This window comes from Methanobacterium bryantii, assembly GCF_002287175.1.
Lineage (GTDB): Archaea > Methanobacteriota > Methanobacteria > Methanobacteriales > Methanobacteriaceae > Methanobacterium_D > Methanobacterium_D bryantii.
Genome location: NZ_LMVM01000023.1, coordinates 22,849 through 47,274, shown reverse-complemented (window position 1 = coordinate 47,274; position 24,426 = coordinate 22,849). Strand labels below are relative to the sequence as shown.

Below are 24,426 nucleotides of genomic sequence, written 5' to 3'. Positions count from 1 at the left end.
TTTTTCACTCCCTGAGCCCTGTCCCTGTTAACTCGATGAAAACATCTTCTAAAGTGTTTTGTCGTATAGCAAGATCATCTATGTTAATATTAGATTCTTCAAGAGCTCCAATAATCTTTGGAAGTTTTCCTACAGCATCAAATGCTCTTAAATTAATCTTCCCGTCTAACTCCGCGACAGATATGATATCCTCTAGGTTTTCAAGATACTTTATGACATCTCTATTATTCGGGTTAGAAAGGGTCATTTCAACAATATCTCCTTCTCCTACCTCTTTTTTGAGATTTTTGGGGGTATCTAATTTAAGCAGCTGGCCGTGGTCAATTATAGCAACTCGATCGCTTAACCTGTCTGCTTCATCCATAAGGTGTGTTGTTAAAATAACGGTTTTACCTTCATCATCCCGAAGTGATCGGATGTAATTCCATAATACACGACGTGACTGAGGATCAAGACCTTCTGAGGGTTCGTCTAAAAGTACTATTTCTGGCTGGTGAATTACAGCAAGTGCAAGATTTAAACGACGTTTCATACCTCCTGAAAGGTTAGAAACTACTGTGTCAGCTTTATCTGTAAGGAAAAGATCTTTTAAAAGAGTTTTTATCCTTTGATCCAGTTTATCTTTGGGTATCTCATACATATCTCCCATAAGTTTAAGGCTTTCGTAGCATGTAAGATTTTCCCAGAGAACAAGTTCCTGTGGACATATGCCAATGGTCCCTTTATCAATCTTTTCTACTTCTTTATCGTTGATCAGAACTTTACCGCTGGAAGGGCGCAGCAGCCCTACCATCATACTAATTGAAGTCGTCTTTCCTGCCCCATTTGGACCTAAAAAACCAAAGACTTCTCCTTTTTTTATTTTTAAATTTAAATTATCTACAGCTAAAAAATCACCATATTTTTTGGTAAGATTTTGAGCCTCTATTACATATTCATCCATATAGATCCCTTCTTTAGTTAATGTCTGTTGCTGAAGATTCCTCCAGCTATAATTAATATGCCTAAAACAATGGCAATCATCGGCCATATATAATGCCAGATATCTATTTTAATCAAATCAGATAAGCCTGCACAAATTAAAGTAATTCCAATTACAAGCGGCCAGATTAAGTGGCCATATGGAAATCCAAATAGTCTGTGGCGACGATATTCACGTCTGTTGTCCATATAATTCCTCCAATTTTTAGGGTATGAATTTAAATCATTTATTTTTATATTGTGTGAATTTAAGAAAGCTAAATGTATAATTTAATATATTTCGTGTCTTATTACTGCTTTTTAGTGCTGTGAAAAAATTTTAAGCTTTTTGACCATGTGAAAGGCAATTATAACGAGGTAAATGATAATCATTATGAGTAAAGTGAACATATTGAACTCGATATAATCTGTACGGCCGAAGTATATCCAGAATGCAATGAACAATACAATCCAGACAATTGTGACTATTATGATGAAATGGACTGTTATTCTCCATATCTCCTTTAATTGGTCAACTACTTTATCTGAAAAAGTTTTTTCGGGGGAATACATAGCTGCGACTTCTTCTGGAGATCCCATCCTGGTGATAACTTCATGAATGATAGCTTCATCAATATCAACATTTTTTTCGACAGCAAGAGCTTCAGCGCTGTCTAAAATATGTGTTTCTAATTCTTTAGAAACTTCTTTCCGCTGATTTGAGCCCATATCCTTCGTTACTTTGTTTATATATTCCTTGATAAGGTTATTGTACATGCATAACGCCCCTTTCATTTACTTGAAACGTCTTCACTTCTTTACTTATATAATCGTTGACAAGGTTACACATTGTATAATCCACTCTTTTCATTATCTTGAATATTCTCTTTAAGTCGTTCAATGACGGCACGAATTGCATTAAACGAATTCAACCATTTTGTTCTAATTTCCTTTCCGTATTCAGTTACCATGTAATATTTCCGCGGCCTTGGTCCGCTGGTTTCCCAGCGGCTAGAAAGTAGTTCATCCTTTTCGAGACGTCTAAGAAGTGGATATAATGTGCCTTCTTCAACATTCAATCCTACTTCCTTGAGACTTTTGATTATTTCATAGCCGTATTTCTCTTCATCCAGAAGACAGACCACGGCTACCTGCATTATCCCTCGTCTTATTTCAGTCTCGAATTTTTCAAGGACTTTGTCCATTGTTATCCTCCCATATAATGTGTGGCATTAATAGATGTCATATACTATACTGTACGTGACAAGGTATATAAAAATGTTTGCAGAGGGATCTATTCCATCTCCATTAATTTTTTATAAAACTCAAGATCTCTTTCTAACCCTTTAATACCATATTCCAGGACTGCAAAGGAAATAGGCAGTATATTGGTACCGTATTTTTCCTTTTTTTCAAGAGACTCTTTGTACATCTGCAATTTACTTTCATAAAGCGGTTTGATTATTTTCACACGGCTTTCTTTGGGTATGAGGTCAAAAAACACTGCATGTACGCTGAAATCAAAACCGTCAATATCGGGTTCAACAGGTTCGGCTACCATTTCAAGCAACTTTTCTCTACCTTTTTCTGTGATATGGTACACTTTTTTGTTGGTATTTCCGCCAGCAACTGTTTTTCCCTCAATAAAGCCTTTTTGCTCAAATTTTGCAAGAGTAGGATACAAGACATTGTTATTCAGCTTAAAGTAGGGATTCCCGAAAGATTCTTTGATATTCTTTTTAAGCTGATATCCATGGCTTGGTACGAGGTAAATCATACCCAGAATAATAAGGTCTGTATTTGCCATTTGATTCACATCCTATTTTTAAGTAGGTTATTTTTAACTTATGTTAAATTTAACATAGGTTATTTTTAACATATAGTTTTCTGGTATTTAAAGTTTTGCTAAAAATAAGTTTAAAATCATGTTGTGGCTTTGTAGTGGACGAGATACGATTTGAAAAAACTAAAAAATTATGGCAGTTATTTAAAAAAGTAAGTGAAATGCTCAAAATACTTGAATAATAATCTACATAATTATAAATATCAGCTGGAAGGTGAACAAAATGATAGAAAAACTTGAAGTAAGCTTAATCAATGAAAATGTTCATAATTTCAAAAAAGGGGAATTTGGGGTGGAAAAGATTGAAATTGATGAAGATAGGGGCTTAATTGAAGTAACATACGGTGCTAAAGAGGACGGCATCAAACATGTGATAATTCCTCTTCAAAATATTGAAAAATGTGACTATATGGAAAAAGTAGGGGGAAAAGTTGAATCGGAAGTAGAGAAGAAATAGTTTTAGACTAATCAATGTTTAAATAATGTAATTTGTAATAACCAATTCATTAATTTTTCCTCTTTTTGAGGCATCAGAGTTTATGTGTCTTTTTGCTGGAATTCTGTTAATATTGTAATTTTTGTAGAGTTCATCAAAGAAATGGTCATTAATGTCCTTGTTTTTAGGGTCTGAATTGCTGAGCATTAAGTATGCTCCCAGTTTATCCTTTTGCTCAAAAAACATTGATAATCTGACCTGATCTTCATCAAAAAAGCCGTCTTTAGAATAACTTGTGAAGCTTGATGTTCTATTTAGCGGACGATAAGGTGGATCAAGATACACGAAACTACCTTTCTGTATATACTCGCTGGAACTTGTAAAATCTCCACAGAAGATTTCAGTATCCTTTAAAGCTTTATTTACTTTGATAATATTTTCTTCATCATAGATACTTGGATTTTTATAACGTCCAAATGGAACATTAAATTCTCCTTTTTTATTATGACGGAAAAGACCGTTAAAGCATGTTTTATTTAAAAATATTAGATAAGCAGTTCTTTCAATCCATTCATCATTGAAACTGCTGTAGTTAAAGTTTTCAATTTGTCGGTTGTACCTGTCTCTAATCTGGTAGTAGTATTCCTTTCGCATGTCCTCTGATTTTTGAAGGTGTTTGTACTTGATTTCACTTAATCTATCTATTAATGCTTTATAATCTTCCTGTATAACTTTATATGCTATTATTAATTCATGATTAATATCAAAAAGAAATGATTTCTTTATATTATATTTTCTCTTTAAAAAGAAGAACATAGCTCCTCCACCAATAAAAGGTTCAATGTATCTTTCAATGACTTTACTGTCCTTTATTTTTAGGGGTAATCTTTTATCAAATTCATCAAGTAGCTGTGTTTTCCCACCAGCCCACTTTAAAAATGGTTTTGCACCAAAAGCATCATCATTTCGCATGTTTTTACAATCCGAGAATTATTAATATTTACCTGAGATTCACTGATCCTCAAGAATCTCTTCAGGTGCCCCGCAGATCTTTACCAAATACTCTGCTTCCATAAAATGAAGGTCTCCAGGTATAATCATACAGTGGAGCGGCCCGCCGAAGTCCTCTTTAATTAAATTTTTAATTTTATCTGCACGTACAAATGGTTTGTCTGAACCAGCCCTTGCAATTCCTACTGCTATAGTATCTTCGGTTATAGCTCCTTCTTTTCTTTCTTCTTCAACTTTTAAGAGATATTCTAAACCTTCATTTACAGTCATATATCTGTTTTCATCAGCCCTGATATCTAAAAGTACCAGTGTATGGGCATTAAATTCTATATTGGCTTTTATAGCAGTATACGGTGAATGAGGGAAAAAGTTTTTATCTGGAAATGGTACGGTGGTGACTTTTCCAAATTTATAAGCTTGGAGTCCTGCAAGCCCTGGAGCAGCAGATAAAATGGAAGATGCATGAATGACTGTGGTTTCAATGTTTCTTTTTTTAGCTTCAATCATCAAATCGGTGTGTGTAGTTGCAATTAGGGGATCTCCTGCAGTTAAAAACCCAACATTTTTATCTTTTGCAGATTCTAAAATGATATTTTCTTCTTCAACTTCACTTCGCTTCAAAACAACTATATCTTTTCCTATCATGAATTTTAATGCATCTAATGTTGTTCCAAAAAGATTTGCAGTGTAAAATTCAGCATATACAACATCAGCTTTCCTCAAAGCTTCAATTCCTTTTAATGAAATGTCTTTTTCATCATAAAGTCCTAAACCAATAAAATAAAGCATATTAACACCTCAATTTCCTGTAAAGATTTCATTTAATAAATATAATTTATAAATACATTTTAGCTCCTAATTAACGAGTAAAAATATTTTGTATATTTTTAAATTTAAACCATAATTATCAGAATGATTATATTTTAATCATGATAATATTTAGCTGTAGTGAATGACGTAATTTTTAAATTACAAATTTTAGATATTCGAAAATCCCTCAAAATCCTCAAAAATGAGTTTTGGGCTGAGATTTTTACAAATTTAAAGCAAACAAATTTTTTATAAATATTAATATAAAGTATTTAGTCATTCACTATATTAGCTTAAAGCTTTAATCACGAGGAAAATCATGATAGGTCTAAAAATTCCAAAAAACATGGCAAATGATGTGCGCAAAATTTTATTGAATCATTCACTACTGAACCTTGACGCTAGAATAAAACGTGATAATGATTTTGTTATATTTCCCCTTAACGAAAAGCCAGATCAAGATATGCAGGAGCTAATTGGACAAAAATGTGAAATAATAGAAACTGCATTTGAAAAGCAAAAAAAAGGCCCCCGAAGCCTTAAAGATTACCTAAAAGGTAAAATTGATGATGAAACAATTGATGAAATAAGGGGATCATTTGATATAATTGGTGACGTTGTTATTTTAGAGATACCTGATGATCTGGAAGATTATAAAGAACTAATTGGGGAAGCTGCACTAAAATTTACAAAAAGAAAAGCGATTTTTAGAAAAACGAGCGAGATTAAAGGAATTATAAGGACAAGGGAACTGGAACATATTGCCGGGGAAGATATATCTGAAACTGTTCACCAGGAATTTGGATGCAGGCTAATGCTTGATGTTAGAAATGTATATTTCAGCCCTCGACTGGCAACTGAGAGAAAAAGGGTGGCTGACAGCGTAAAAGGAGGGGAGGTAATAGTGGATATGTTTGCTGGAGTTGCCCCGTTTCCTGTGCTCATTGCAAAAAACCATGATGTGATGGTTTATGCGATTGACATTAACCCTGAAGCCTATAAATATGCAGAGAAAAATATTGAGCTTAATAAAGTCCAGGATAAAGTAATCCCAATCTTAGGGGATGTCAGGGAAGTTCTGGAAAATAAAGATATTAAAGCAGATAGAATAATCATGAATCTTCCTGGAAGTGCATATGAATTTCTGGACACTGCGGTGCAGCATATAAAACCTGGAGGAATCATTCACTACTACGAGTTTTCTGAAAGTTTTGAAAAACCAATTGCGAGACTTAAAGAGGCTGCTTACCCGAGGAAAGTTGAAATTCTCGATAAACGTAAAGTTCGCTCCAGAAGCCCAGGTAAATGGCATATGGGTATCGATGTCAGAGTTTTTTGATTTGGGATAAGCGAGTAAACTTTATATAATAAAATATTCTATATCTTATGTTTTCAGTTAGGAAATATTAATTTTATACATAAGATGATTTATTATGCGTTGCGAGAAATGTGGAACTCAAAATCCTCCAAACTTCACCTTTTGCATATGTTGTAATGCAAAATTGGAACTACCTGAGGAAAACACAAATGGGTATTTAGTATGCAGTGAATGCGGGGGTTACTATGAACTTCAAGAAGGAGAAAATCCAGAAGATTTTGACTCATGTGAATGCGGAGGCCAGCTGGTATTTTACTGGTATAAAGAAGAGTTTATGGAATGATCAGTTAAAAATTAAATAAATATTTTTTAAATTTTAGAAAAAGTAATTAAAAAGGCTCTAAAATCCCTTCTTCAGTAATTATGCCTGTAATCAAGTCACCGGGCACAATATCAAATGAAGGATTTTCAACTTCAGTTCCTTCAGGTGCAACTCTACATTCCCCAAAGTAAAGGACTTCATTAGGGTCTCTTTCTTCTATTTTAGTATCATATATTGAATTTTCAAAGTCGAATGTACTTTTAGGGGCTGCAACATAAAATGGCACATCAAACCGTTTTGCAGCAAGAGCAACCATCAAAGTACCTATTTTATTGGCTATTCCTCCTTTAGCAACTCTATCTGCACCAACAACTACTTTATTTACTTTTCCTGTCTGCATCATCCGTGCAGCGGCGTTGTCCACGATCAACTTCACCGGAATATTTTCCTGCTGCATCTCAAAGACGCTTAACTTTGCGCCCTGGCAGAAAGGCCTTGTTTCGTCACATATAACCTTAATTTTTTTGCCTTCTTCAAATGCAGCCCTTATAACTCCTAAAGCAGTCCCATAATCTACACAGGCAAGAGCCCCTGCATTACAATGGGTTAAAATGGTGTCTCCATCATCTATTACTTCTGCGCCGTGTTTTCCAATGGCTTTATTTGTTTCGATGTCTTCATCGTACATTTTTAAAGCTTCTTCAAGTGCATTATCTGATTTAAGTACTCTGTCAACTGCCCAGAAAAGATTTACTGCTGTTGGACGCGCAGCTTTGATTTCTTCTCCCGCTTTTTGGAGGTCAACACCTTCCAGTTCTGCAAGTGCCATTCCAAAGGCTGCAGCAACTCCTATTGCAGGGGCACCGCGTACTTTCATGGTTTTAATAGCGTGAATTACATCTTTATAAGTTTTGCAGTGGTAATAAACCAGTTCATGAGGTAATTTTGTTTGATCAATGAGTACAAGTTGATTATTTTCCCAGAACATTGTTTTCATTAAAATTTCTCCTTAATTAGTATATTCCTATTTAGATAAAACAAAAAAATAGTTACTGTTTTTAGTAAAATAAAAAAAGATTTAAAAAAGGATAGATCCTTAGTTTAATAGTGGCTTGCTGGAGTCATATCCAGGTGTTTGTCTTCTTTACCAGGAACTCCGTATGCATCTGCTCTACATTGGGTACATGCTCTAAATACAGGTATTATTTCTTCAACAGCATCTCTTACCTGGCTTATTTGTGCGCATCCTGGTTTTTCATAATCTTTGAATTTGTTAAGTGGTATAAGAGGAATTACATTCATTAAAGAAGCCCCTCGCTTTTTGACTTCCTTTGCAATATCAATTATATGCTCGTCGTTTAATCCTGGAATCAGTACAGCGTTAACCTTTACCACTACATCTTTTTTTGCAAGTTTTTCTATGCCTTCAAGCTGGTTTTTGGAGAGTATTTTAAATGCTTCTTCTCCCTTGTACATTTTACCATCATAGAAAACTCCGCTGTAAATTTCTTTTCCTATTTCAGGATCAACTGCATTTACGGTGACTGTCACTGAATTTATACCTAATTCAGCAATTAAATCGGCTTTATCTGGTAAAAGAAGTCCGTTTGTACTCATACATTTTATAAGTTCAGGAAACTCCTCGCCTACACGTTTAAAGAATTCAAATGTTTCATCGTTAAATAGGGCATCTCCAGGGCCTGCAACACCCACCACAGAAATTGGCATCTCACCTGTAACTTTCCTGACATGTTCTATTGCATCATCAACAGTCATGACTCTTGAAGCAACTCCTGGACGGACTTCACATTTGTTGATGTCCCTTGTACAGAAATTACATTGAATATTACATTTTGGTGCAATTGGAACGTGGATTCTTCCAACTTTATCGTGCATTTTTTCATTAAAGCAGGGGTGCACTTTTGTTATATGGGCAAACTTACTTTCTTTCATTTTATTATCTCCTTAAGAGGCTTTAATTATTACTTAAGTTTTTTAATCATCTCATCTCGCTTTTTGATCCATTCGTCTTTAATAATTTCATCAGAACAGACCATTGCAATAACATTACCTTCTGATAAATGGTCTATAACCCTAAAGCCTTCAGGTATTATTCTGAATATGGCATCATATACCTTCTTTTTTAAGTCCTCTTGGGGGTCGTGGATAATAATTCCTTCCACTTTGGCTTTAGGATTGCTTATTATAATCTCATATCTGCTGGGCTGTTGTATATTTTCCCTTCCTTCAATTTCCCACAATTTTTGAAGTAACTCTGGAAGGTAAGTTTCATCTTTAACCCTTATGTATAAGTTGTTTTCATCTTTTTTATATTCATACTCTGCAAGATCGTCAATCGTAATGGGAGATGCAGCTTTTTCATATTCAACTACAATGATAAATACAGGCTCTCTTGGGTCTGCGAACACTTTCATATCTCTAATTGCTCTTGAAACCTGGAGATCTTGTAATGTTTGTCTTATAACCATTTCATAGACTTTTGCACCGTTTTCATCGTAAGATTCAACTATCATTTAATATCTCCATGCAGACAACTACTTTTTCCCTAAACCTGATACTAGAAGCGCAGCACCAACTGCACCGATGTATTGTGAATTTTCTGGCACAATAACTTTGATACCTCCAAGAACTGTACTTACAGCTTCTACAAGGCCTTCCACAAGTGATGTTCCGCCTACCTGAATCAGGGGCTCACGAACATCAATTTCCTGGAGCTGCTGTTCATAAACTTGTTCTGCTACAGAGTAACACGCAGCGGCTGCCACGTCTTCTTTGGTACCTCCGGCAGCAAGTGAAGTAACCAGATCCTGAATACCGAATACCATACAGTAACTGTTTAAAAGGACATTCTTGTAATTTCCTTTTAAAGCCAGTGCTCCAAGTTCACTTATATCAACTCCCAGCCTTCGTGAAGTTATTTCCAGGAACCGCCCTGATGCTCCGGCACAGATTCCCCCCATGGTGAAGTTATCTGGAATTCCGTTGTTAACAGTTATAACCTTGTTGTCCATACCACCAATGTCTAACACAGTAGCTTCACCTTTTTGACTGTCTGCAAGGTAAACAGCTCCTTTTGAGTTTACACTGAGTTCTTCCTGGATTAAGGCAGCATTGTAGTGCTTTCCTATGGTCAGCCTTCCATATCCAGTTACACCCATGCCGTCAACATCGTCTAATTTATATCCAGTTCCCTCAAAGGCGCTTTTCATTCCGTCTTCTGCAGACTGGATAACGTCGGTTGTTGGGAGCCATCCTGTTCCTATTATCTTGTTGTTTTCCATTAAAGTAACTTTTGTGGTGGTTGAACCAGAATCTATTCCAATTGTGAGACCGTTCTGCTTTTCACGTGCAAGGAGGCTTTTCCTGGCAACAATTGTTGTCAGTGCTTCCATTCTTATGAAAAGCTCGTCAGCTTTGGTTTTTTCTGTAAATGAGTAGGTCACAACAGGTAAGTTAGTATTCTCCTGTATAAGCCTTCTCAGCTCATTTCTAACCAGTGCACCCTCTGCACATCTAAAACAGGTTGCAATGAATACAGCATCTGCGGTTGATTTTCCTTCAACCAGGGACATTGCCCTTGCTATCATAAGCTTGATACCGCTACTTGCAGCGGCAAACCCGAATTTTTCATAAGCTTCATCAATGTAATCTAAATCTGCCTCAGGAATAACAATTTCCGCATCAAAAGTCGCGGCAGCTTTTTCTATTTCCTTTTGAATACCGCTGTATTCTGTTCCACAGGATAATTGGGCTATCTTAACCATTTTTTTCCTCCAGTGAGTCTAAAAAAGTGTTAATCTTGTTTACCATTTCTATGGCTTCTTCTCTTGTAGTTGGATATTGAAGTTCGAGTATAGGGATGTCCTTCTTTCTTAGATAGTACATGGAAAGTTCATTAGTTCTGGCGCAGCCTATACAACCAAATCCATAAGGAGCTTCCTGCATGATTATTGCAGCTTCTGCTTCATCTATTAAAGGCCCAAATATGGCCATTCTGCCCCTTACTCCTGATGGTACTTCAATAGCTGCATATTTAAGTCCTTTTATTGGTTCTGCTTCAGTTATGTTAAGTGGAGGTGAATCTATCTCCACATCTGTAACTTTTTTTCTTACTTCTTTCATTAGTGAAAGTGGTTCGTGTCCTCGTCGTTCAACTAAATCCGATAAAATTAATGAATTTGGAGGGAATATAGCTATTTTCAATTAAACATCTCCTGTAACTGTTATCTGGATAAGTCTCCTTTTATTTTTAAATTTGTAAAATGCATCATCATATTAATAAAACTCACCTTTGGGTGTTTCAGATTTTATGAGGTCGGGTCTCCTTGCTATCTGCATGAGGTCACTGAATATTCCTCGGGTTAGGTCTACAATTCCTAATGCACCGATAACTTCATTTTTTTCAATTATGGGGACAACTACTACTGGAATTCCTTCGTAAATGCCAGTTTCAGGTGTTTCATGGATAAGTTTGCCATTTTGTAATACTTTTTCAAGGACAGGGCCGGTATAATTATAATCTACAATTTCACCCTCTTCTATTCTAACTCCCTTGGAGTTTTTACAGCGCATTGTTATGGGTAATTTATTCACAAGATGGTGGATAGCGAGTGCCATTGGGGCTATCTCTTTACTATTTGAAGAAGAAGTTATCTGCATTTTTATCATTCCTCTTAATATTTTATAAATATATGAGCTTAGGAATTTTTTTAATTATGCTCGAAAATTTATAATTTTAGGCCCCATTAAAAACCTATGGTTTTCGAGGCTTTTCACTTTCTTCTATGAGCTTTTTGAATTCATCAGGCGAAATTTTCTTTGGTTTTTCCACGTGGACTTCCCGTGGATTTTCAAGTGCTTCCCTTAAGCAGTCCAGCAGTTCATATTCTTTTTCGAGCTGATGGAAACCTTCTCTTGCTGCCCCTCTTTTGGCCCTGCAACGCCTTGTATCTCCTGGGGGAAATCCTCTATCTTTTGTAAATATATTACATGGATCTAATTCTCTTATTTTAGTTACAGCTTCTTTTACAACAGGTTCGTCCCCGTGTATTATAGCTCCATAACATGTTGATTTAATGGTAAGTGGAAGTTCCATCATGTGTATTTTTTGAACCAGTTCTGCCTGATTTATTTGTGCAGATGGTCCCAGTACTATCATGCGAGTAACTTTAGAATTTTCAGAGTTTTCTTGAGACATAAACTGTCGCCCCCTCTTTAAATTTTTCAAGGTTTTCAAGTCCTTTTACAATATGACCAACGACATTGGTCCCGGCAAATGGTTCTCCTGTAGGGCCAAATTCGTTATTATCCTCAAATCTCACTCCAATCATTCCTACATGCCTTCTTGACATGTTGGTTATTCCAATTTGACCTGCATTTACGCATTGAGAAGGAGTATTTTCTGGAACAAGCCCTCGTGCTTCTTTTGTTTTTCCCTCAAACATCATTACTTTCATTCCAGGGAATGCGAAGTGAACTTTAAGAGATCCTATGGGATAATCAAGAAGTCCTGTAATTTTCTGGAAGTACCATGAAGATCTTGGTGCATTATCATCTATATCGATGTAGATTATTTCATCTTCCGTAACTCCAAGTGTTTTTACCTTTTTAGTACTGATAATTTCAGTTGTATACAATGGATTTTGACTTACAACTATTGCGTCATCGTCATCTAATCCCTCACGTATTTGTTCTATGCCTCGTGAGGATAGATACTCTTCTGCTTCTTTTTGGGTCATAGAAAGTGTCATTACCCTCTCAGGATCTGTTTTAACTGTGATATAATCTCCATTATTTGCAATATCTAAAAGCTGTATTCCTTTATTAACGTGCCCTATAACTGTATGGGGTGGTGTAGAAACCCTGTCTTCTCGGTAAATATAGACCCGTCCAGCTCCTTTGCCTGTATTTCTGAGGGTAACCGTTCCCCGTGTTCTTTGATCAATATATTCTGAAGGTTTTGAAAGCCCTTGTAATCTGTAAAACCCTACAAAAGAATTAGATTCATAGTCTACCTTAATTTTACCTTCTTCAGATAATGCAAAGAAATGTTCAACAGACTGTGGAGATTTGAATTCAGGATTAATTAAAACATAAGTAAATAATTCGTTTCCTTCAGTAATGGGTGTATCTAAATCGATTACTGTAGCGCTTTTTACAGTGCTGCTTCGTTCTATAACAGGTTTAATTTCTTTTACTGTATCATCATCTGTGAGATTAAGTAGAGTCCGTTTACCACCAAGTACCTTAGCAAAAACTCCATTACTTCCTTCAGGAACACCATATACTGCTTCATGTTTGGATTTACTTAAGATGATATGGGTTGAATCTGCAGTAAAACCTGAAAGGCTTATAATAACATCCCATTTTCCATATTTATATTCATCTCTTGTTGGAGTAAGGTTTGTTTTAATAGGTCCAAGAGAAACTTCACTGGAGGTAGTCCACCGCACTTCTTGATTCTCAAACTTTTTATACATGTTTTTCCATACTTCAACTAGATCTGAAGGGCTGTTTTCCAGTAGTTCAATTATCACGCTTCCTTTACTGGTTTTTATTTTGTATTTATTCACGTGCTTTTCAAATTCCTCTTTACCCTTAATAATACTGAGGACACAGCCTTCCATATATGGTGCATTTACAGCTTTGATAGCATCTTTTATTGTAGAACCCTCAGGGAGGTCTATTTCTTCTCCATTGACCCTTACAAACATTAAATCTCCTCATGGACTAATTTTATGAATGATTTATTTAGATTGAGTAATTCTTCCTTTTTGAATTATATTTATGAGATATTTATTGAACTTTAATATGAACCGCCAGATATTTGCAGTGATTCAATTCTTTAATCATAGTGCTTAATTTATTTAATCATTATATGTCTAATAATTTATGCAGGGTAATTTTATGATCGTTCCTCTTTAACACCAGTTATTTTATCCTTTTGGAAGTCAAATAAGACTGCTTCCTGATCTTCATGAGTCACATAAAGCTTTTTATCTTCAATAATTTCTCCAGTGACTGAAGCTGTTATATTAACTTCTTCAAGTAGTTCAATACACCTGTCCACTTTGTTGCTTTCTGAAGTAAGGACAAAACCTGCTCCAGGGTATAATTTAAGCCATTGCTCCCATTCTATACTTTCATTTCGCGGGATCTTTTCAAGTTCGATGGTTGCACCTACACCTGACGCTTCAAGTAGCATTCCAAGTGTACCTAAAGTTCCGGGATTGCTTATATCTTTACCTGCAGTTACCAGTTTTTCACTGCCTATTTTATTCATAACTTCAATCTGGGCCTGTACAAGTTCATCACTTTTCATTGTGGTTGTATCCCAGTTAAGATCGAATTGTGGATGCAGTTTTCCATCTATATCAATTGCAATTATAACCTTGTCGCCTATGTTAGCATCACAACTTGTAATAACATCATCTTTATTTACTATCCCTGTAATAGACACATCTAAAGCATTGTATGGTGTATCTGGATGTAAATGGCCCCCTACCATAGGAACTCCAAACTTTTTAACTCCTTCATTAATACCTTCCATAATTTCATTGCATATTTTTTTGTCTTTTGTAGAAATAACATTGGTCATACCAATTGGTCTTCCGCCCATAGCAGCAATATCATTCACGTTAACTAAAACTGAACAGTAACCAGCCCAGCGTGGATCAGCTTCCATAAGTTTTCCCCACATTCCATCGGCTGCAAGAAGAGCTAATTTTTCATTTCCTATTTCTATGGCAGATGCGTCGTCGCCAAAGCTTAAAATAGTATTTCCAGCAATATTATATGTATCTTTTAAAATATTTGCAATATGATTTATGGAATTTTTTCGTGTAATTCCTTCAAAATTTTTTATAGAATCAATGAGAGAGTTTAAATCCACTTGTACACCTCAGTTTTCTTTTATTTTAAAGCAAGTGGTGTTATTATTTATAATCTGTAGTATTTCATTTTTAAAACTTTCGATATTTTCTGTTTCTATGATTTCTTCTTCATTGAAGAGCTCACGGAAGATTTTTTGGCCAATGATATCATCATGACCACTTTCAAGTTCTATTATTAAGGATTTGCTATTTTTAAACCCTTTTTCCACCACTTTATCAATATCCCCATCGGTAATTCCAATTATAGGAACTCCAAATCTATAAAGAATATCACCTGCAACAAGAGTAGTATCATCTCCAACTGTTACAACGATATCCGCGTCTTTTAGTTTGTAAATATCTTCTGCAGCATGATTTAAAAAGGCTACATTAAATTTATCTCCAGTTTTGGGCTTTTCAGCAACTCTTGGAGTGACTTTGGATCTTCTAAGCAGCCCTGTTTTTATCACTACTTTGGTTAAATCAACTCTGCCGAGTTTTTCGACCCCGTGTTTTTTAAGGGCCCCTCCAATTATTTCAGTTATAATCCCATCTTCTGCAACTAAAGTAACGTCACATGAAGTTGATTTACCAATGACAAGCCCATTTACAAATATATTTTCATTAGGAGATACGCCTGCAACCTTTCTGCGAGTTTGTGTGACTTCACTTTTCACCAATTCATTCTTTATTTCTTCCGCGTCAACAACTTTTAAGCATAATCTCTCTGCTATTTGATTTGCAAATTCACTTAATGAACTATCCCATGCTATTACGCTTCCATCCACTTCACCTGGCCTTTCAATTTGAATTAAAGGAGGAACGTTTTCACATCTGCTCCAAACTTTAAATCCGAATGCATGGCCAGTTACGCTGGATTTTCCATAGTTTATTAAAAATATAACATCGCAATTATGAACAAATTTTTCAATAGATTCGCTTGGAAACAATTTTTGACTTATGTCTATCTTATCCTCAAGTCCTGCATCATATACTGCAGTTCTACCCATTGTTCCTCCAAGCCGTGCCTTTACATCTCCATAATCTTGAAGTAAGTTCAAAATTTTCTTGGCATAACCTGAATCAACTATATAGGGTCCATGCACAACTACACCAATTTTCATAATCTCTTTCTCTGGATGAATTATATATTAAAATTATCGCTGAACTTGTAACCTTAAAAAAATAATTACGTGATACTTTTATTCTTTTTAGATAAGATTTAATTAGAGAATTATTTTTATCTTTAAAAGAATTATATTGGCTAAATATTATTTAACAGCCTTTACTCTCTTTCTAAAAACAGGCGATCCACATATTTCACATTCTTCAAATTTATAGTCTGATGGATATCTTTTTTTACAGCCCTTGCAGATCTTGACCCAATTGATAATTTCTTTTATTCCAGGGGTTAAAACGCTTTGATAATCAATTCTAATGGTCTTAAGGGTGTTTTGCATGGAGTAATCATCTGTTACAACAATTGGTTTAAATCCATTTCTTTTGAATTTAAATGCAAGTGCTACGATACCTCTATCAACATCAGAAAGCCGTAGGATATCACCTGAAGATGTGATAATCTGGTTAATTTCTTCTGTATCTTCAGGATCAGGTTCATCTACTTTAATATGTCCATTTTCTAGGGCAGACTGCAGTAATATTTTTGATTTTAAGTCTTTAATTTCTAAAATAGCACCGCTTGTGGTAAAATTAGCATAACTTTTTGAATAAAAACCCCCTATTATTGCAGACGCGTCCAAAACGTAAATCTTTTTTTGCATAATACCAGTTATTAATTTTTAAAAATAATAAATTTATATAATCATTTAAAACATTCAGGCTTAAATAGGCATTTTTGCAGTCCATTATCATAATATGCAGAAAGTTTTTATGCTATGAAATATAAATAAAGATATGCAGGGAGGGCGAAATTAGACTCCTCTTAATTTTTCCGCAAAAATTAAACCGCCTCTGAATTGGATCTAATGCCCTCCTGGTTTCCAAATTGTTTCTACGACTTTTTATGTAATTTGCAGCATTGATTTGATCTAATGCCATTTAGTTATGGTTTGATTGGATAGCATATAAATCTTTTGATTTCTTATTGCTGTTAAATAAGCCTGAATGTTGATTTTAAGACTTATTATTCTTAGATTAATTTTGTTATTTATTTTTTTTAGATATAAGTCTTATTTTAGGATTTAAAATTAATTTTGCAGGTTATATAATGATGTATGCATCTAAAATATAATGGGAATAAATAATATAGTACAAGGGGTATACATATTATTGATTAAATCTTATTTAGTTATTAAACTCAAAGTATTTCTTTATTTAATTAATATCGGCGATGCAGGATGATTTTATGAAAAGTGAAAGTATGAAGGAGCATAAAAAATTAGCACCAAAATCTGTAAATGGCGCGGTTATAACCTTAAGTGACTCTAAATATGATGATTTTTTATTGCATGAGAACAGTGATGTATCTGGAAGTTTAATAAAGGATGCTTTAGGTGAACAACATAATCTTGTTTTTTATTCGGTAATACCTGATAATGCTGGGCTTTTAGTCTCAACTATAGATCATATAATCGAAAATTATGATGTTGATGTTATCATAACCACAGGAGGAACGGGAATAGGTCCTCGAGATATAACGATTGAAACATTAAAACAAATGTTTACTAAAGAATTAAATGGATTTGGAGAAATATTCCGGTACGAGTCGTATAAAGAACTTGGAACGGGGGCAATTTTAAGCAGGGCAACAGCAGGGGTTTATAAAAGTAAATTAGTGATATCTCTTCCAGGATCTCCAAATGCGGTAGGTTTGGGCTTAAAAATAGTAATGCCTGAGCTGGGACATCTTGTCAAGCATTTAAGAGATTGATAAAATCTATTTTTTAAGTATTCAAAATAAGAAAATAAATAATTTATTTCTTTTTATTGAAAATCATTTATTGAAATTAAAGGTTCTAAATTAATGCCTTCTTTTTTAAGATTTTCAACGGCACCTTCCGCCCTGTCAACAATTACAATTGCTTTTTTAACTATTCCGCCGTTTTCTTCAATGGCTTTAATAGCTTTAATGAGAGATCCTCCGGTTGTAGTTACATCTTCAACCACAACAACTGAATCTCCTTCAACAAGTTCACCTTCTATGAGTTTTGCAGTACCGTAGCCTTTTTTGGCTTTTCTTATCATAAGCATGGGGATGGATGACTCAAGGGATATGGATGTTGCTATAGGTACAGCTCCCAAAGCAGGGCCTGCAATTTTATCTATTTTATCATCAATTATCTGGCTTGCTACAATTTTTGCAACCTGTTTTAGGATTTTGGGGTTTGTAATGGCCATTTTCATGTTTACATAGTAGTCGCTTTCTTTTCCAGAAGCCAGTGTAAATTTACCAAACTTGATAACTTCCTCTGCCTTTAAAAGGGCTATAAGTTTCTTTTTTTCGTTATTCATTAACATCACTAGATAGATTTGTTTAGACTATATAGATGGATCTATTTATTTAATCATTTTTCCAGGGTTTCTTGCGCACCGCTTACATATGCCTTTTGAAACATCATAGCAGCTTTTACAGACTATACTTCCACATAAAGGGCAGCTATGCATTTTACCTGCTTTTCCACAAACACTGCAGATTCCAACCAGTTCCAAAGTTAACACCCGGCTTAAATTTTAAAATTAAAATAAAAAGTTTTAATTAAATCCTTCAAACACAAAAAATCAAAGATTATAGGCCTAATTCTTGTGTTTCTAACCCTGGCTCATCTATATACTCTTTAAGGAGTATTTTGTCTCCTATTTGTTTAACCATATCATAAGGTATGACATTTTCTTCTTTAGATATGCCTATGCTTTCTGAAATGCCCCCTTTTCCAACTACAATTGCTTCTATTCTTTTGGTACCTAAATTAACTTCAATATCCTTTACTTTTCCAATTATAGTTGCAGAACTATCTAAAACTTCTTTTCCCACAATTTCTTCCACTACTCTCATGATATCACCATTTTTTTACATATAGAATATAAATTGTAATGTAATGACTTCAACATATAGTTATCTTTAATTAAGTTTCACTTGATACTTATATTCTTCCTTAGAACTTAATCTCCATTTATTTATAAATAAACTTCCCTCAAAAACATAGATTATAAATTATCCCTGATTTTGAAAGAAATTAGCACTATAACCATATATGCCATATTATTTGGCTATTAAAAGTTATGTTTTCAAGAAATTTATTTAAAAACAGTTTATTATAAACTAAATGCAGTTTAAAGTATCTATTTACCTGTAATTCGTAAATTTTATTGGAAAAATAAAAAATTAATTTAATAATTTAAAAGGAACTTTTAAACTCATTCACAAGGGGTTGTACCTTTACCTGTCTGCCCTGGGAAAATAGGCACGGTACAGATCATTTTTAAAATATCATTTCCACTGTTTTTAATTTGGTGATATTCATTGGGGAGAATAAATAACGCATCTCCTGCATGAACTGGCACCTCTTTTTTTCCTTCTCCAACAACAATACCTTTTCCCTCAAGGAAAAACATTTCATGTTCTTCTTTATGACAATGGTATGATGTATGTCCTTCAGGCCCAAATTCCATAAGTCGTAAAGCATATCTTGGGCAACCATCATCACTTGTAAGAAGAAAACGTGCTTCCATCTTATTAAAACCTGGTTTTATCATAGTCTCGGGAGAGACATCATTGGAATGTTTTAGTATCATAATATGACTATTATTTCGTATTATTTAAATGTATCGTTATTAAAAGCAGCTCTTTTGCTTTAATAGTTAGTATTAACCTTATTTTTCCTTTAAACCATTCTAATTAAATGTTTTAGTAATACTTTCTAATCTTCTAAACCGAAAACTTTAAATATTAAAAATAAAACATATAACATAAAGCATAAAACATATTTCATAAGAGGATGATGATTGGATGGGAGCGGTAACAGTATGCATTCCTGATGAATTAGAGATAGCATTCAGGAGAATTACACGACAAAAATATGGTGACAAACAAGGGCGATTATCTCGTGGGGCTACAGAGGCTTTCTATGACTGGTGTAGAAAAGAAGGATTTGAATACTCTCATCCCGAAGATGAAAACGTTCAGTGCGAATAGTTTGAGGTGAATTAAATGATTGATTTAGGAATCCAAAAAGGAAGCGCAAACTACGACGACGACTATGAAACCATGTACCTTTCTCAACTAGAACCAGAAAGTGAAATAACTGGTGAAATATACGTCGGGGAATTAAAATCCAAGGAAATTAAGGGTAAAGAAGTACAGGAGTTCTATGTTATAATCACAGACCACGAAAACAAGCGAAAATGGATATGTGGGCTTATAACATCAGCATACTTCGATGATGACGTTGCTAAAATATATGGAGAAAAAGGCGGTAGGATCTACGAATTGATAGACAGTTTAAGTCATGCTTTAAACGATACTGAGCTAGATCAGCTTGAAAGTTACTCCGTTGTTTTTGACACATTCCGAGAAACAGTGAACAAGAGTGTCAAAAACGTAACAGTAAAAGCAGTTCAAGCAAGTAACCCAAACGCAAGAACTCCAAATCTCAAAATCGTGAATGCAGAGGCATTCGAAAAAGCATAGCTTTTTCGATGCATGAGGAAACTCTCAAAAACCGAAGGTTTTTGGAGCATCGAAAATCTTTGATTTTCGAAAGCTTGTTTCATCGGTTCAGGAAATTACAAATCCCTCAAAACCTATGGTTTTGGGGCCGTAAAAACTTAGTTTTTACGAGCTCTGATTTGTAATTTCATTTAACCCCAGAAATCCATGCCTACAAACACAAAGTGTTTGTGGCCCCAAAATTCGAAGAATTTTGAGGGATTTCTGAGGGCATTTGAAAACGAAGAATAATTTTTATTCTTATTTTTTTTTAATTTATTGTTAAATTCTATTTTTTTTAAATTTAACTTGATTTAAATCCTCAACTTCTTTCAAAATTGCACTACAATTAACTAACAGAAAACGAGTAATAGTCATGGTGAAATTCAAAGTAGAAGAAAATCCAAGTATTGAGAAAACAAATGAACTTCTAAAGGATGGGCTCAAAAATAAAGCCATAATAATAATCACAGCCTGCTGCAGGGTTTTCTATGAAGGTAGAGCTAAAAGTAATCTTGAACTGGGCGATAGGGTAATTATAATAAAACCAGATGGATCCTTTTTAATTCACAAAAGTGAAAAAAGAAACCCTGTAAACTGGCAGCCTCCGGGGTGTACTGTTAAATTTAAGGTTAAAGATGATTTAATGCTTATAAGAAGTATCCGGAAAAATCCAAAGGAAATTCTGGATGTTGAAATCTCAAAAACTTACATGGCGACATATTTTGTTGCTAAAGACTATGAAGAACTGGACTTAATTGGAAGCGAGGAAGACATGGCCAACCTAATTTTCTATGAAAACCCTGAAGTCATTGAAGAAGGATTCAAACCAATTGCAAAGGAAAAATCCATCTCAAATGGAGTAATTGATATTCTTGGAAAAGATAAAAATGGAAACATAATGGTTTTAGAACTTAAAAGAGTTAGAGGGAGTTTGGGCGCGGTAAGTCAGCTTAAACGTTATGTGGATAATTTAAAGGAAGAAAATGAAGGTTTAAGGGGGATGTTAGTGGCACCTTCTATTACAGATAGTGCCATGAAACTTTTAAAAGAGTATGGGTTAGAATTTAAGGAGCTGCACCCTCCTAAAAAACTCAAGAAAGAAGATATAATAAAATTAGATTTTTTTGATTAAGTTTATTGTTTTAAAATTTAAAAATTAGGTAATTAACTAAACTAGTAACTGAAAAGGAGTAATTTAAATGGAAATTAAAAATATAGCAGCAGCACTACTTGAAGTCCAAAGAAAAATTAAGAATCCATCAAACACAGCTACAAATCCATTTTTCAGGAGTAAATACGCGCCATTGCCGGATATTTTAAACTGTGTACGTCCTCTTTTAACTGAAAATGGAATATTGTTAATTCAGAATACTGGAAGTAATGAAGCTGGAGATGTATATGTTCAAACTAAACTCATTCACACATCAGGGGAGATAATTGAAACTGATAAATTATTCTTGAAACCTGATAAGAATACAGCTCAGGGAAGTGGGAGTGCAATTACATATGGTAGACGATATCAGCTTACAGCACTTTTAGGAATAAGTTCTGAAGATGATGATGATGGAAATATAGCTTCAAAAGCACGTCCAAAGGATGGATCAAACCCTTCCCAAGATGATGCTGAAGCAGTAAAATGGATAGATGAAATTAAAGAGATGTTAATTGCAAAGAATTTTAACGTGAATGAAAATGCAATTATAAGCAAAGCTAAGCAGCTTTATGATGGCCAACAGGTTAAACAGATTGAAGATCAACTCAAGAGAAACTAATTGGAAATTTAAATAAATTCATTAACATAATTGGGAAATGTTAAATTATATTTTTTTGATTAAATTAATTTTTACTTTTAAATACGACTTAAATATCATTATTCACTCATTTCGGGGTGTTATTGTTAATGTTAGTAATTTAATCTATGTAACTTATTCATTAAATGGATTTTTAAACAAATTTAACTTAAATTAACCAATACGACAATCTAACATGAAGTATAAACTGTGCACAGGATAATGGAAATGAGCGAACTTCTTTTAATCTCCTTATTCTTTGATGAATATATACTATAAAATTCAAAATAATAATGAGGATAGCTTAGTTTGTTCGGAAAAATAAGGAGGGGTTTTATGAAATCAGTTAATCTTAAATGTAGCGTTGATTTTGAGAAAAAAGTCTTCCTTTGTGTTTTTTGAACCACACGTAAAGCTTCTAACATAGAAGGCTGTGCATCTTTCCATATTAAAAAGATAGCTACTCCATATACTGTTTACACTCAAGAAGATAATAAACGCCTTAAATTATCTCCAAAAATATTATCTGAAATTCAAAGGGAGTCTTCAGATTTTAAACCATTTAATATTGAAATGCACATAGGTGAAGAGGTTTTAAACACTTATTTCGAAAATAAAACGTTTTTTGTATCTGCATCTAAAAACAAAGAACTTGAAGAAGAGATAACTGATAAATTAAATATGGAATTTGAAAAAAAATATCCTAGAATGTGCCCTGATTTTGTCCAGCGAATATACAAATAATTTAAAAAAATAAAATTAAAAAAGGGGAAAAAATTAAACTCCCTTAAATATTTTATCTAACTGTTCTTTTGGCTGTGGTTTTGTAAGTAAACTTACTATAACTGTTATTACAAATGCAACAGGCAGTGCTATCACTATTGAATCAACTGTAGGCCATGGATTTGCAGCTATAAGAACAGGGCTACCTGTAAGTGCCTGACATATACCAAGTGCTGCTGCTGACTTTTTATATTCAAATACCATCCAGAATATGCTTAATAATGTTCCAATAACTAAACCAGAGATTACACCTGCTTTGGTTGAACGTTTCCAGAACAATGCAAACACGTACATTGAAAGGAATGCTGCCGCAGTTATACTGAACCACATGGCAGTTCCAACAGCTATTATGTTATCTGGTAAAATAAAGCCTAGAATAACTGCTATTATAACTGCGATGGTAATTCCTGCCCTTGCAACTAACACTGAGGATTTACCTTTAGTTCCAGTCACTGTTTCGTATATATCTCGGCCTAAAGCAGTTCCCTGCACGTGGAATTGTGCACTTAGGGTAGACATAGCTGCAGAAAGCAGTGTTATCATGAATAAGTAGGCAAACCAGACCGGCATAGCTGAACTGATAAATACTGGGATTATTTTGTCTGCATTACCTCCCGCAACTTGCATTGCCAGCTGTCCAACAGTATCAAAGAAGTAAACGTTGGATAATGCTCCTACAACGAACGCGGTACCGGTCATGATGAATATGAATATTCCTCCAATTAGAACTGCTCTGTTGAGTTCTTTGTTGGATTTAACTGTCATGAACCTTACTACGAGCTGTGGTTGTGATAAAACACCAATACCTACTCCTAAAATAAGTGTACTTATTAATGTCCACCAAAATGGACTTCCAAGCGAGGGCATAGATGTCCATCCGGTAAAACCAGTAGCTGCTGCCGTAGCTGTCGCATTAGCTGGGATTTGATGAATTAGATTGGTTAAAGCTTGGTTACCTGCGGTAATACCTCCAGTTAACCAGTAAATAGCACCTAATAATATAACCATTCCTATAAACATTATAGTTCCCTGCAGGGCATCGGTGTACATAACCCCCCTTATTCCACCAAAGACAACATAAATTGCGACTATAATGGCCATTGCAATTAATGCTATTGAATAATTAAGACCTATTGTTGTTTCTACAAATCTTGCCATACCAATTAAAACTACAGATGCATATAATGGCATTCCTAAAAATATTACTGCACCACTGAAATATTGAATAAATTTACTGTCAAAACGACGCGAAAGAAATTCAGGGAAAGTAAGCGCGTTTAAATTATGCCCCATTTTCCTTGTTCGTTTCCCAAACAGGACAAATGCTATAAAAATACCGACAAGAATGTTCAACACTGTGAGCCATAAAAGGCCCATTCCATACACTCCTGCTGTTCCACCAAAACCTACGATGGCGGCAGTACTGATAAATGTGGCCCCATAACTGAGGGCCATGATAAATGGATGGGTTTCTCTTCCGGCGACCATATAGTCGTCGGCGCTTTTAGTCCTTTTCCAGGCTATGTAGCCTACGTAACCCACCATTAAAATATATATTAAAGCTATAACAATAAGTAAGACGTAGTTATCCAT

General features: G+C 34.5%; 32 protein-coding genes. 9 read left to right on the top strand and 23 right to left on the bottom strand.

Translation table 11 applies throughout. The features are described from left to right. Positions 1 to 4: 4 nt before the first annotated feature. The 5 genes from ASJ80_RS08785 to ASJ80_RS08765 all read right to left on the bottom strand — a co-directional run bounded on the left by ASJ80_RS08785 (position 5) and on the right by ASJ80_RS08765 (position 2,767). Entirely contained in the window at positions 5 to 943 is a 939-nt protein-coding gene (locus ASJ80_RS08785) for an ABC transporter ATP-binding protein (protein WP_069583348.1), read from the bottom strand. A 17-nt stretch (positions 944 to 960) separates the two neighbouring features. Continuing rightward, positions 961 to 1,170, bottom strand: a complete 210-nt coding sequence (locus ASJ80_RS08780; protein ID WP_069583347.1) for a hypothetical protein — start codon at positions 1,168 to 1,170, stop codon at positions 961 to 963. A gap of 111 nt (positions 1,171 to 1,281) precedes the next feature. Then, a complete protein-coding gene (locus ASJ80_RS08775) occupies positions 1,282 to 1,737 on the bottom strand; it encodes an HAAS signaling domain-containing protein (protein WP_069583346.1) in 456 nt (151 codons plus the stop codon). A 65-nt stretch (positions 1,738 to 1,802) separates the two neighbouring features. Beyond that, a complete protein-coding gene (locus ASJ80_RS08770; protein WP_069583345.1) occupies positions 1,803 to 2,165 on the bottom strand; it encodes a PadR family transcriptional regulator in 363 nt (120 codons plus the stop codon). An 89-nt stretch (positions 2,166 to 2,254) separates the two neighbouring features. Further along, positions 2,255 to 2,767, bottom strand: a complete 513-nt coding sequence (locus ASJ80_RS08765) for a PadR family transcriptional regulator (protein ID WP_069583344.1) — start codon at positions 2,765 to 2,767, stop codon at positions 2,255 to 2,257. Between the two features lie 259 nt (positions 2,768 to 3,026). Between ASJ80_RS08765 and ASJ80_RS08760 the strand changes: the two genes are divergently transcribed. Continuing rightward, positions 3,027 to 3,260: a hypothetical protein gene (locus tag ASJ80_RS08760; protein ID WP_048080169.1), complete on the top strand. Its 234-nt coding sequence runs from the start codon at positions 3,027 to 3,029 to the stop codon at positions 3,258 to 3,260. 18 nt (positions 3,261 to 3,278) lie between these two features. Here ASJ80_RS08760 and ASJ80_RS08755 read toward each other — a convergent pair whose 3' ends face one another. Beyond that, entirely contained in the window at positions 3,279 to 4,211 is a 933-nt protein-coding gene (locus ASJ80_RS08755) for a DNA adenine methylase (RefSeq protein WP_069583343.1), read from the bottom strand. A gap of 39 nt (positions 4,212 to 4,250) precedes the next feature. Further along, the gene (gene dph5, locus ASJ80_RS08750) at positions 4,251 to 5,039 is read right to left on the bottom strand and encodes a diphthine synthase (RefSeq protein WP_069583342.1); all 789 of its coding nucleotides are present in this window, start codon (positions 5,037 to 5,039) and stop codon (positions 4,251 to 4,253) included. A 340-nt stretch (positions 5,040 to 5,379) separates the two neighbouring features. Here dph5 and ASJ80_RS08745 point away from each other — a divergent pair, with 340 nt between their 5' ends. Together ASJ80_RS08745 and ASJ80_RS08740 are read left to right on the top strand one after the other, a co-directional pair. Continuing rightward, positions 5,380 to 6,399, top strand: coding sequence for a class I SAM-dependent methyltransferase (locus tag ASJ80_RS08745; RefSeq protein ID WP_069583341.1), 1,020 nt, complete (start codon positions 5,380 to 5,382; stop codon positions 6,397 to 6,399). 94 nt (positions 6,400 to 6,493) lie between these two features. After that, positions 6,494 to 6,721 carry a hypothetical protein gene (locus tag ASJ80_RS08740; RefSeq protein ID WP_069583340.1) on the top strand — a complete coding sequence of 76 codons (228 nt, stop codon included), beginning with the start codon at positions 6,494 to 6,496 and terminating at the stop codon, positions 6,719 to 6,721. A gap of 46 nt (positions 6,722 to 6,767) precedes the next feature. Here the strand turns inward: ASJ80_RS08740 and mtnA are convergent, their stop codons facing one another. From mtnA to ASJ80_RS08685, 11 genes are all read right to left on the bottom strand, one after another. Continuing rightward, positions 6,768 to 7,697 (bottom strand): S-methyl-5-thioribose-1-phosphate isomerase, encoded by a 930-nt coding sequence (mtnA, locus tag ASJ80_RS08735; protein ID WP_069583339.1) that lies wholly within the window; start codon positions 7,695 to 7,697, stop codon positions 6,768 to 6,770. A 104-nt stretch (positions 7,698 to 7,801) separates the two neighbouring features. Further along, on the bottom strand, positions 7,802 to 8,653 hold the full coding sequence (locus ASJ80_RS08730) for a radical SAM protein (protein ID WP_069583338.1): 852 nt from the start codon (positions 8,651 to 8,653) through the stop codon (positions 7,802 to 7,804). A gap of 29 nt (positions 8,654 to 8,682) precedes the next feature. Next, positions 8,683 to 9,234 (bottom strand): methanogenesis marker 17 protein, encoded by a 552-nt coding sequence (locus ASJ80_RS08725; protein WP_069583337.1) that lies wholly within the window; start codon positions 9,232 to 9,234, stop codon positions 8,683 to 8,685. Between the two features lie 21 nt (positions 9,235 to 9,255). Further along, positions 9,256 to 10,485, bottom strand: a complete 1,230-nt coding sequence (locus tag ASJ80_RS08720) for a methanogenesis marker 15 protein (RefSeq protein ID WP_069583336.1) — start codon at positions 10,483 to 10,485, stop codon at positions 9,256 to 9,258. Then, positions 10,478 to 10,924, bottom strand: coding sequence for a methanogenesis marker 5 protein (locus ASJ80_RS08715; protein ID WP_048080160.1), 447 nt, complete (start codon positions 10,922 to 10,924; stop codon positions 10,478 to 10,480). Before ASJ80_RS08715 ends, ASJ80_RS08720 begins: the two co-directional genes overlap by 8 nt. Positions 10,925 to 10,996: 72 nt before the next feature. Continuing rightward, positions 10,997 to 11,380 (bottom strand): DUF2111 domain-containing protein, encoded by a 384-nt coding sequence (locus ASJ80_RS08710; RefSeq protein ID WP_069583335.1) that lies wholly within the window; start codon positions 11,378 to 11,380, stop codon positions 10,997 to 10,999. Between the two features lie 94 nt (positions 11,381 to 11,474). Next, on the bottom strand, positions 11,475 to 11,918 hold the full coding sequence (locus ASJ80_RS08705; RefSeq protein ID WP_069583334.1) for a methanogenesis marker 6 protein: 444 nt from the start codon (positions 11,916 to 11,918) through the stop codon (positions 11,475 to 11,477). Further along, complete coding sequence (gene mmp3 / locus ASJ80_RS08700) at positions 11,899 to 13,434, bottom strand: methyl-coenzyme M reductase-associated protein Mmp3 (RefSeq protein ID WP_069583333.1); 1,536 nt, start codon at positions 13,432 to 13,434, stop codon at positions 11,899 to 11,901. The genes ASJ80_RS08705 and mmp3 overlap by 20 nt, the downstream gene beginning before the upstream one ends. Before the next feature lie 191 nt (positions 13,435 to 13,625). Further along, a complete protein-coding gene (locus ASJ80_RS08695) occupies positions 13,626 to 14,612 on the bottom strand; it encodes a methanogenesis marker 2 protein (RefSeq protein ID WP_069583332.1) in 987 nt (328 codons plus the stop codon). 9 nt (positions 14,613 to 14,621) lie between these two features. After that, positions 14,622 to 15,716, bottom strand: a complete 1,095-nt coding sequence (locus ASJ80_RS08690) for a DUF2117 domain-containing protein (RefSeq protein ID WP_069583331.1) — start codon at positions 15,714 to 15,716, stop codon at positions 14,622 to 14,624. A gap of 147 nt (positions 15,717 to 15,863) precedes the next feature. Next, positions 15,864 to 16,373 (bottom strand): PIN domain-containing protein, encoded by a 510-nt coding sequence (locus tag ASJ80_RS08685; protein ID WP_069583330.1) that lies wholly within the window; start codon positions 16,371 to 16,373, stop codon positions 15,864 to 15,866. A 584-nt stretch (positions 16,374 to 16,957) separates the two neighbouring features. On the opposite strand from ASJ80_RS08685, the gene ASJ80_RS08680 reads away from it, so the two are divergent. Continuing rightward, positions 16,958 to 17,482 carry a MogA/MoaB family molybdenum cofactor biosynthesis protein gene (locus ASJ80_RS08680; protein ID WP_069583329.1) on the top strand — a complete coding sequence of 175 codons (525 nt, stop codon included), beginning with the start codon at positions 16,958 to 16,960 and terminating at the stop codon, positions 17,480 to 17,482. Between the two features lie 53 nt (positions 17,483 to 17,535). Here ASJ80_RS08680 and pyrE read toward each other — a convergent pair whose 3' ends face one another. From pyrE to ASJ80_RS08660, 4 genes are all read right to left on the bottom strand, one after another. Beyond that, complete coding sequence (pyrE, locus tag ASJ80_RS08675; protein ID WP_176720219.1) at positions 17,536 to 18,063, bottom strand: orotate phosphoribosyltransferase; 528 nt, start codon at positions 18,061 to 18,063, stop codon at positions 17,536 to 17,538. Positions 18,064 to 18,108: 45 nt separating this feature from the next. Continuing rightward, positions 18,109 to 18,261, bottom strand: coding sequence for an orotate phosphoribosyltransferase (locus ASJ80_RS08670; RefSeq protein ID WP_069583327.1), 153 nt, complete (start codon positions 18,259 to 18,261; stop codon positions 18,109 to 18,111). Positions 18,262 to 18,337: 76 nt separating this feature from the next. Beyond that, positions 18,338 to 18,604, bottom strand: a complete 267-nt coding sequence (locus tag ASJ80_RS08665; RefSeq protein ID WP_069583326.1) for a PRC-barrel domain-containing protein — start codon at positions 18,602 to 18,604, stop codon at positions 18,338 to 18,340. Between the two features lie 362 nt (positions 18,605 to 18,966). Further along, positions 18,967 to 19,344 carry a cupin domain-containing protein gene (locus ASJ80_RS08660; RefSeq protein WP_083240918.1) on the bottom strand — a complete coding sequence of 126 codons (378 nt, stop codon included), beginning with the start codon at positions 19,342 to 19,344 and terminating at the stop codon, positions 18,967 to 18,969. 214 nt (positions 19,345 to 19,558) lie between these two features. Here ASJ80_RS08660 and ASJ80_RS08655 point away from each other — a divergent pair, with 214 nt between their 5' ends. From ASJ80_RS08655 to ASJ80_RS17060, 5 genes are all read left to right on the top strand, one after another. Continuing rightward, entirely contained in the window at positions 19,559 to 19,744 is a 186-nt protein-coding gene (locus tag ASJ80_RS08655; RefSeq protein ID WP_048080148.1) for a hypothetical protein, read from the top strand. Between the two features lie 15 nt (positions 19,745 to 19,759). After that, a complete protein-coding gene (locus tag ASJ80_RS08650) occupies positions 19,760 to 20,239 on the top strand; it encodes a hypothetical protein (RefSeq protein WP_069583324.1) in 480 nt (159 codons plus the stop codon). A gap of 394 nt (positions 20,240 to 20,633) precedes the next feature. Continuing rightward, a complete protein-coding gene (nucS, locus tag ASJ80_RS08645) occupies positions 20,634 to 21,392 on the top strand; it encodes an endonuclease NucS (RefSeq protein ID WP_069583323.1) in 759 nt (252 codons plus the stop codon). Positions 21,393 to 21,459: 67 nt separating this feature from the next. Next, positions 21,460 to 22,032 (top strand): ERF family protein, encoded by a 573-nt coding sequence (locus tag ASJ80_RS08640; protein WP_069583322.1) that lies wholly within the window; start codon positions 21,460 to 21,462, stop codon positions 22,030 to 22,032. Positions 22,033 to 22,623: 591 nt separating this feature from the next. Continuing rightward, on the top strand, positions 22,624 to 22,794 hold the full coding sequence (locus ASJ80_RS17060; protein ID WP_176720218.1) for a hypothetical protein: 171 nt from the start codon (positions 22,624 to 22,626) through the stop codon (positions 22,792 to 22,794). 33 nt (positions 22,795 to 22,827) lie between these two features. Here the strand turns inward: ASJ80_RS17060 and ASJ80_RS08635 are convergent, their stop codons facing one another. After that, entirely contained in the window at positions 22,828 to 24,426 is a 1,599-nt protein-coding gene (locus tag ASJ80_RS08635) for a sodium:solute symporter family protein (protein ID WP_069583321.1), read from the bottom strand.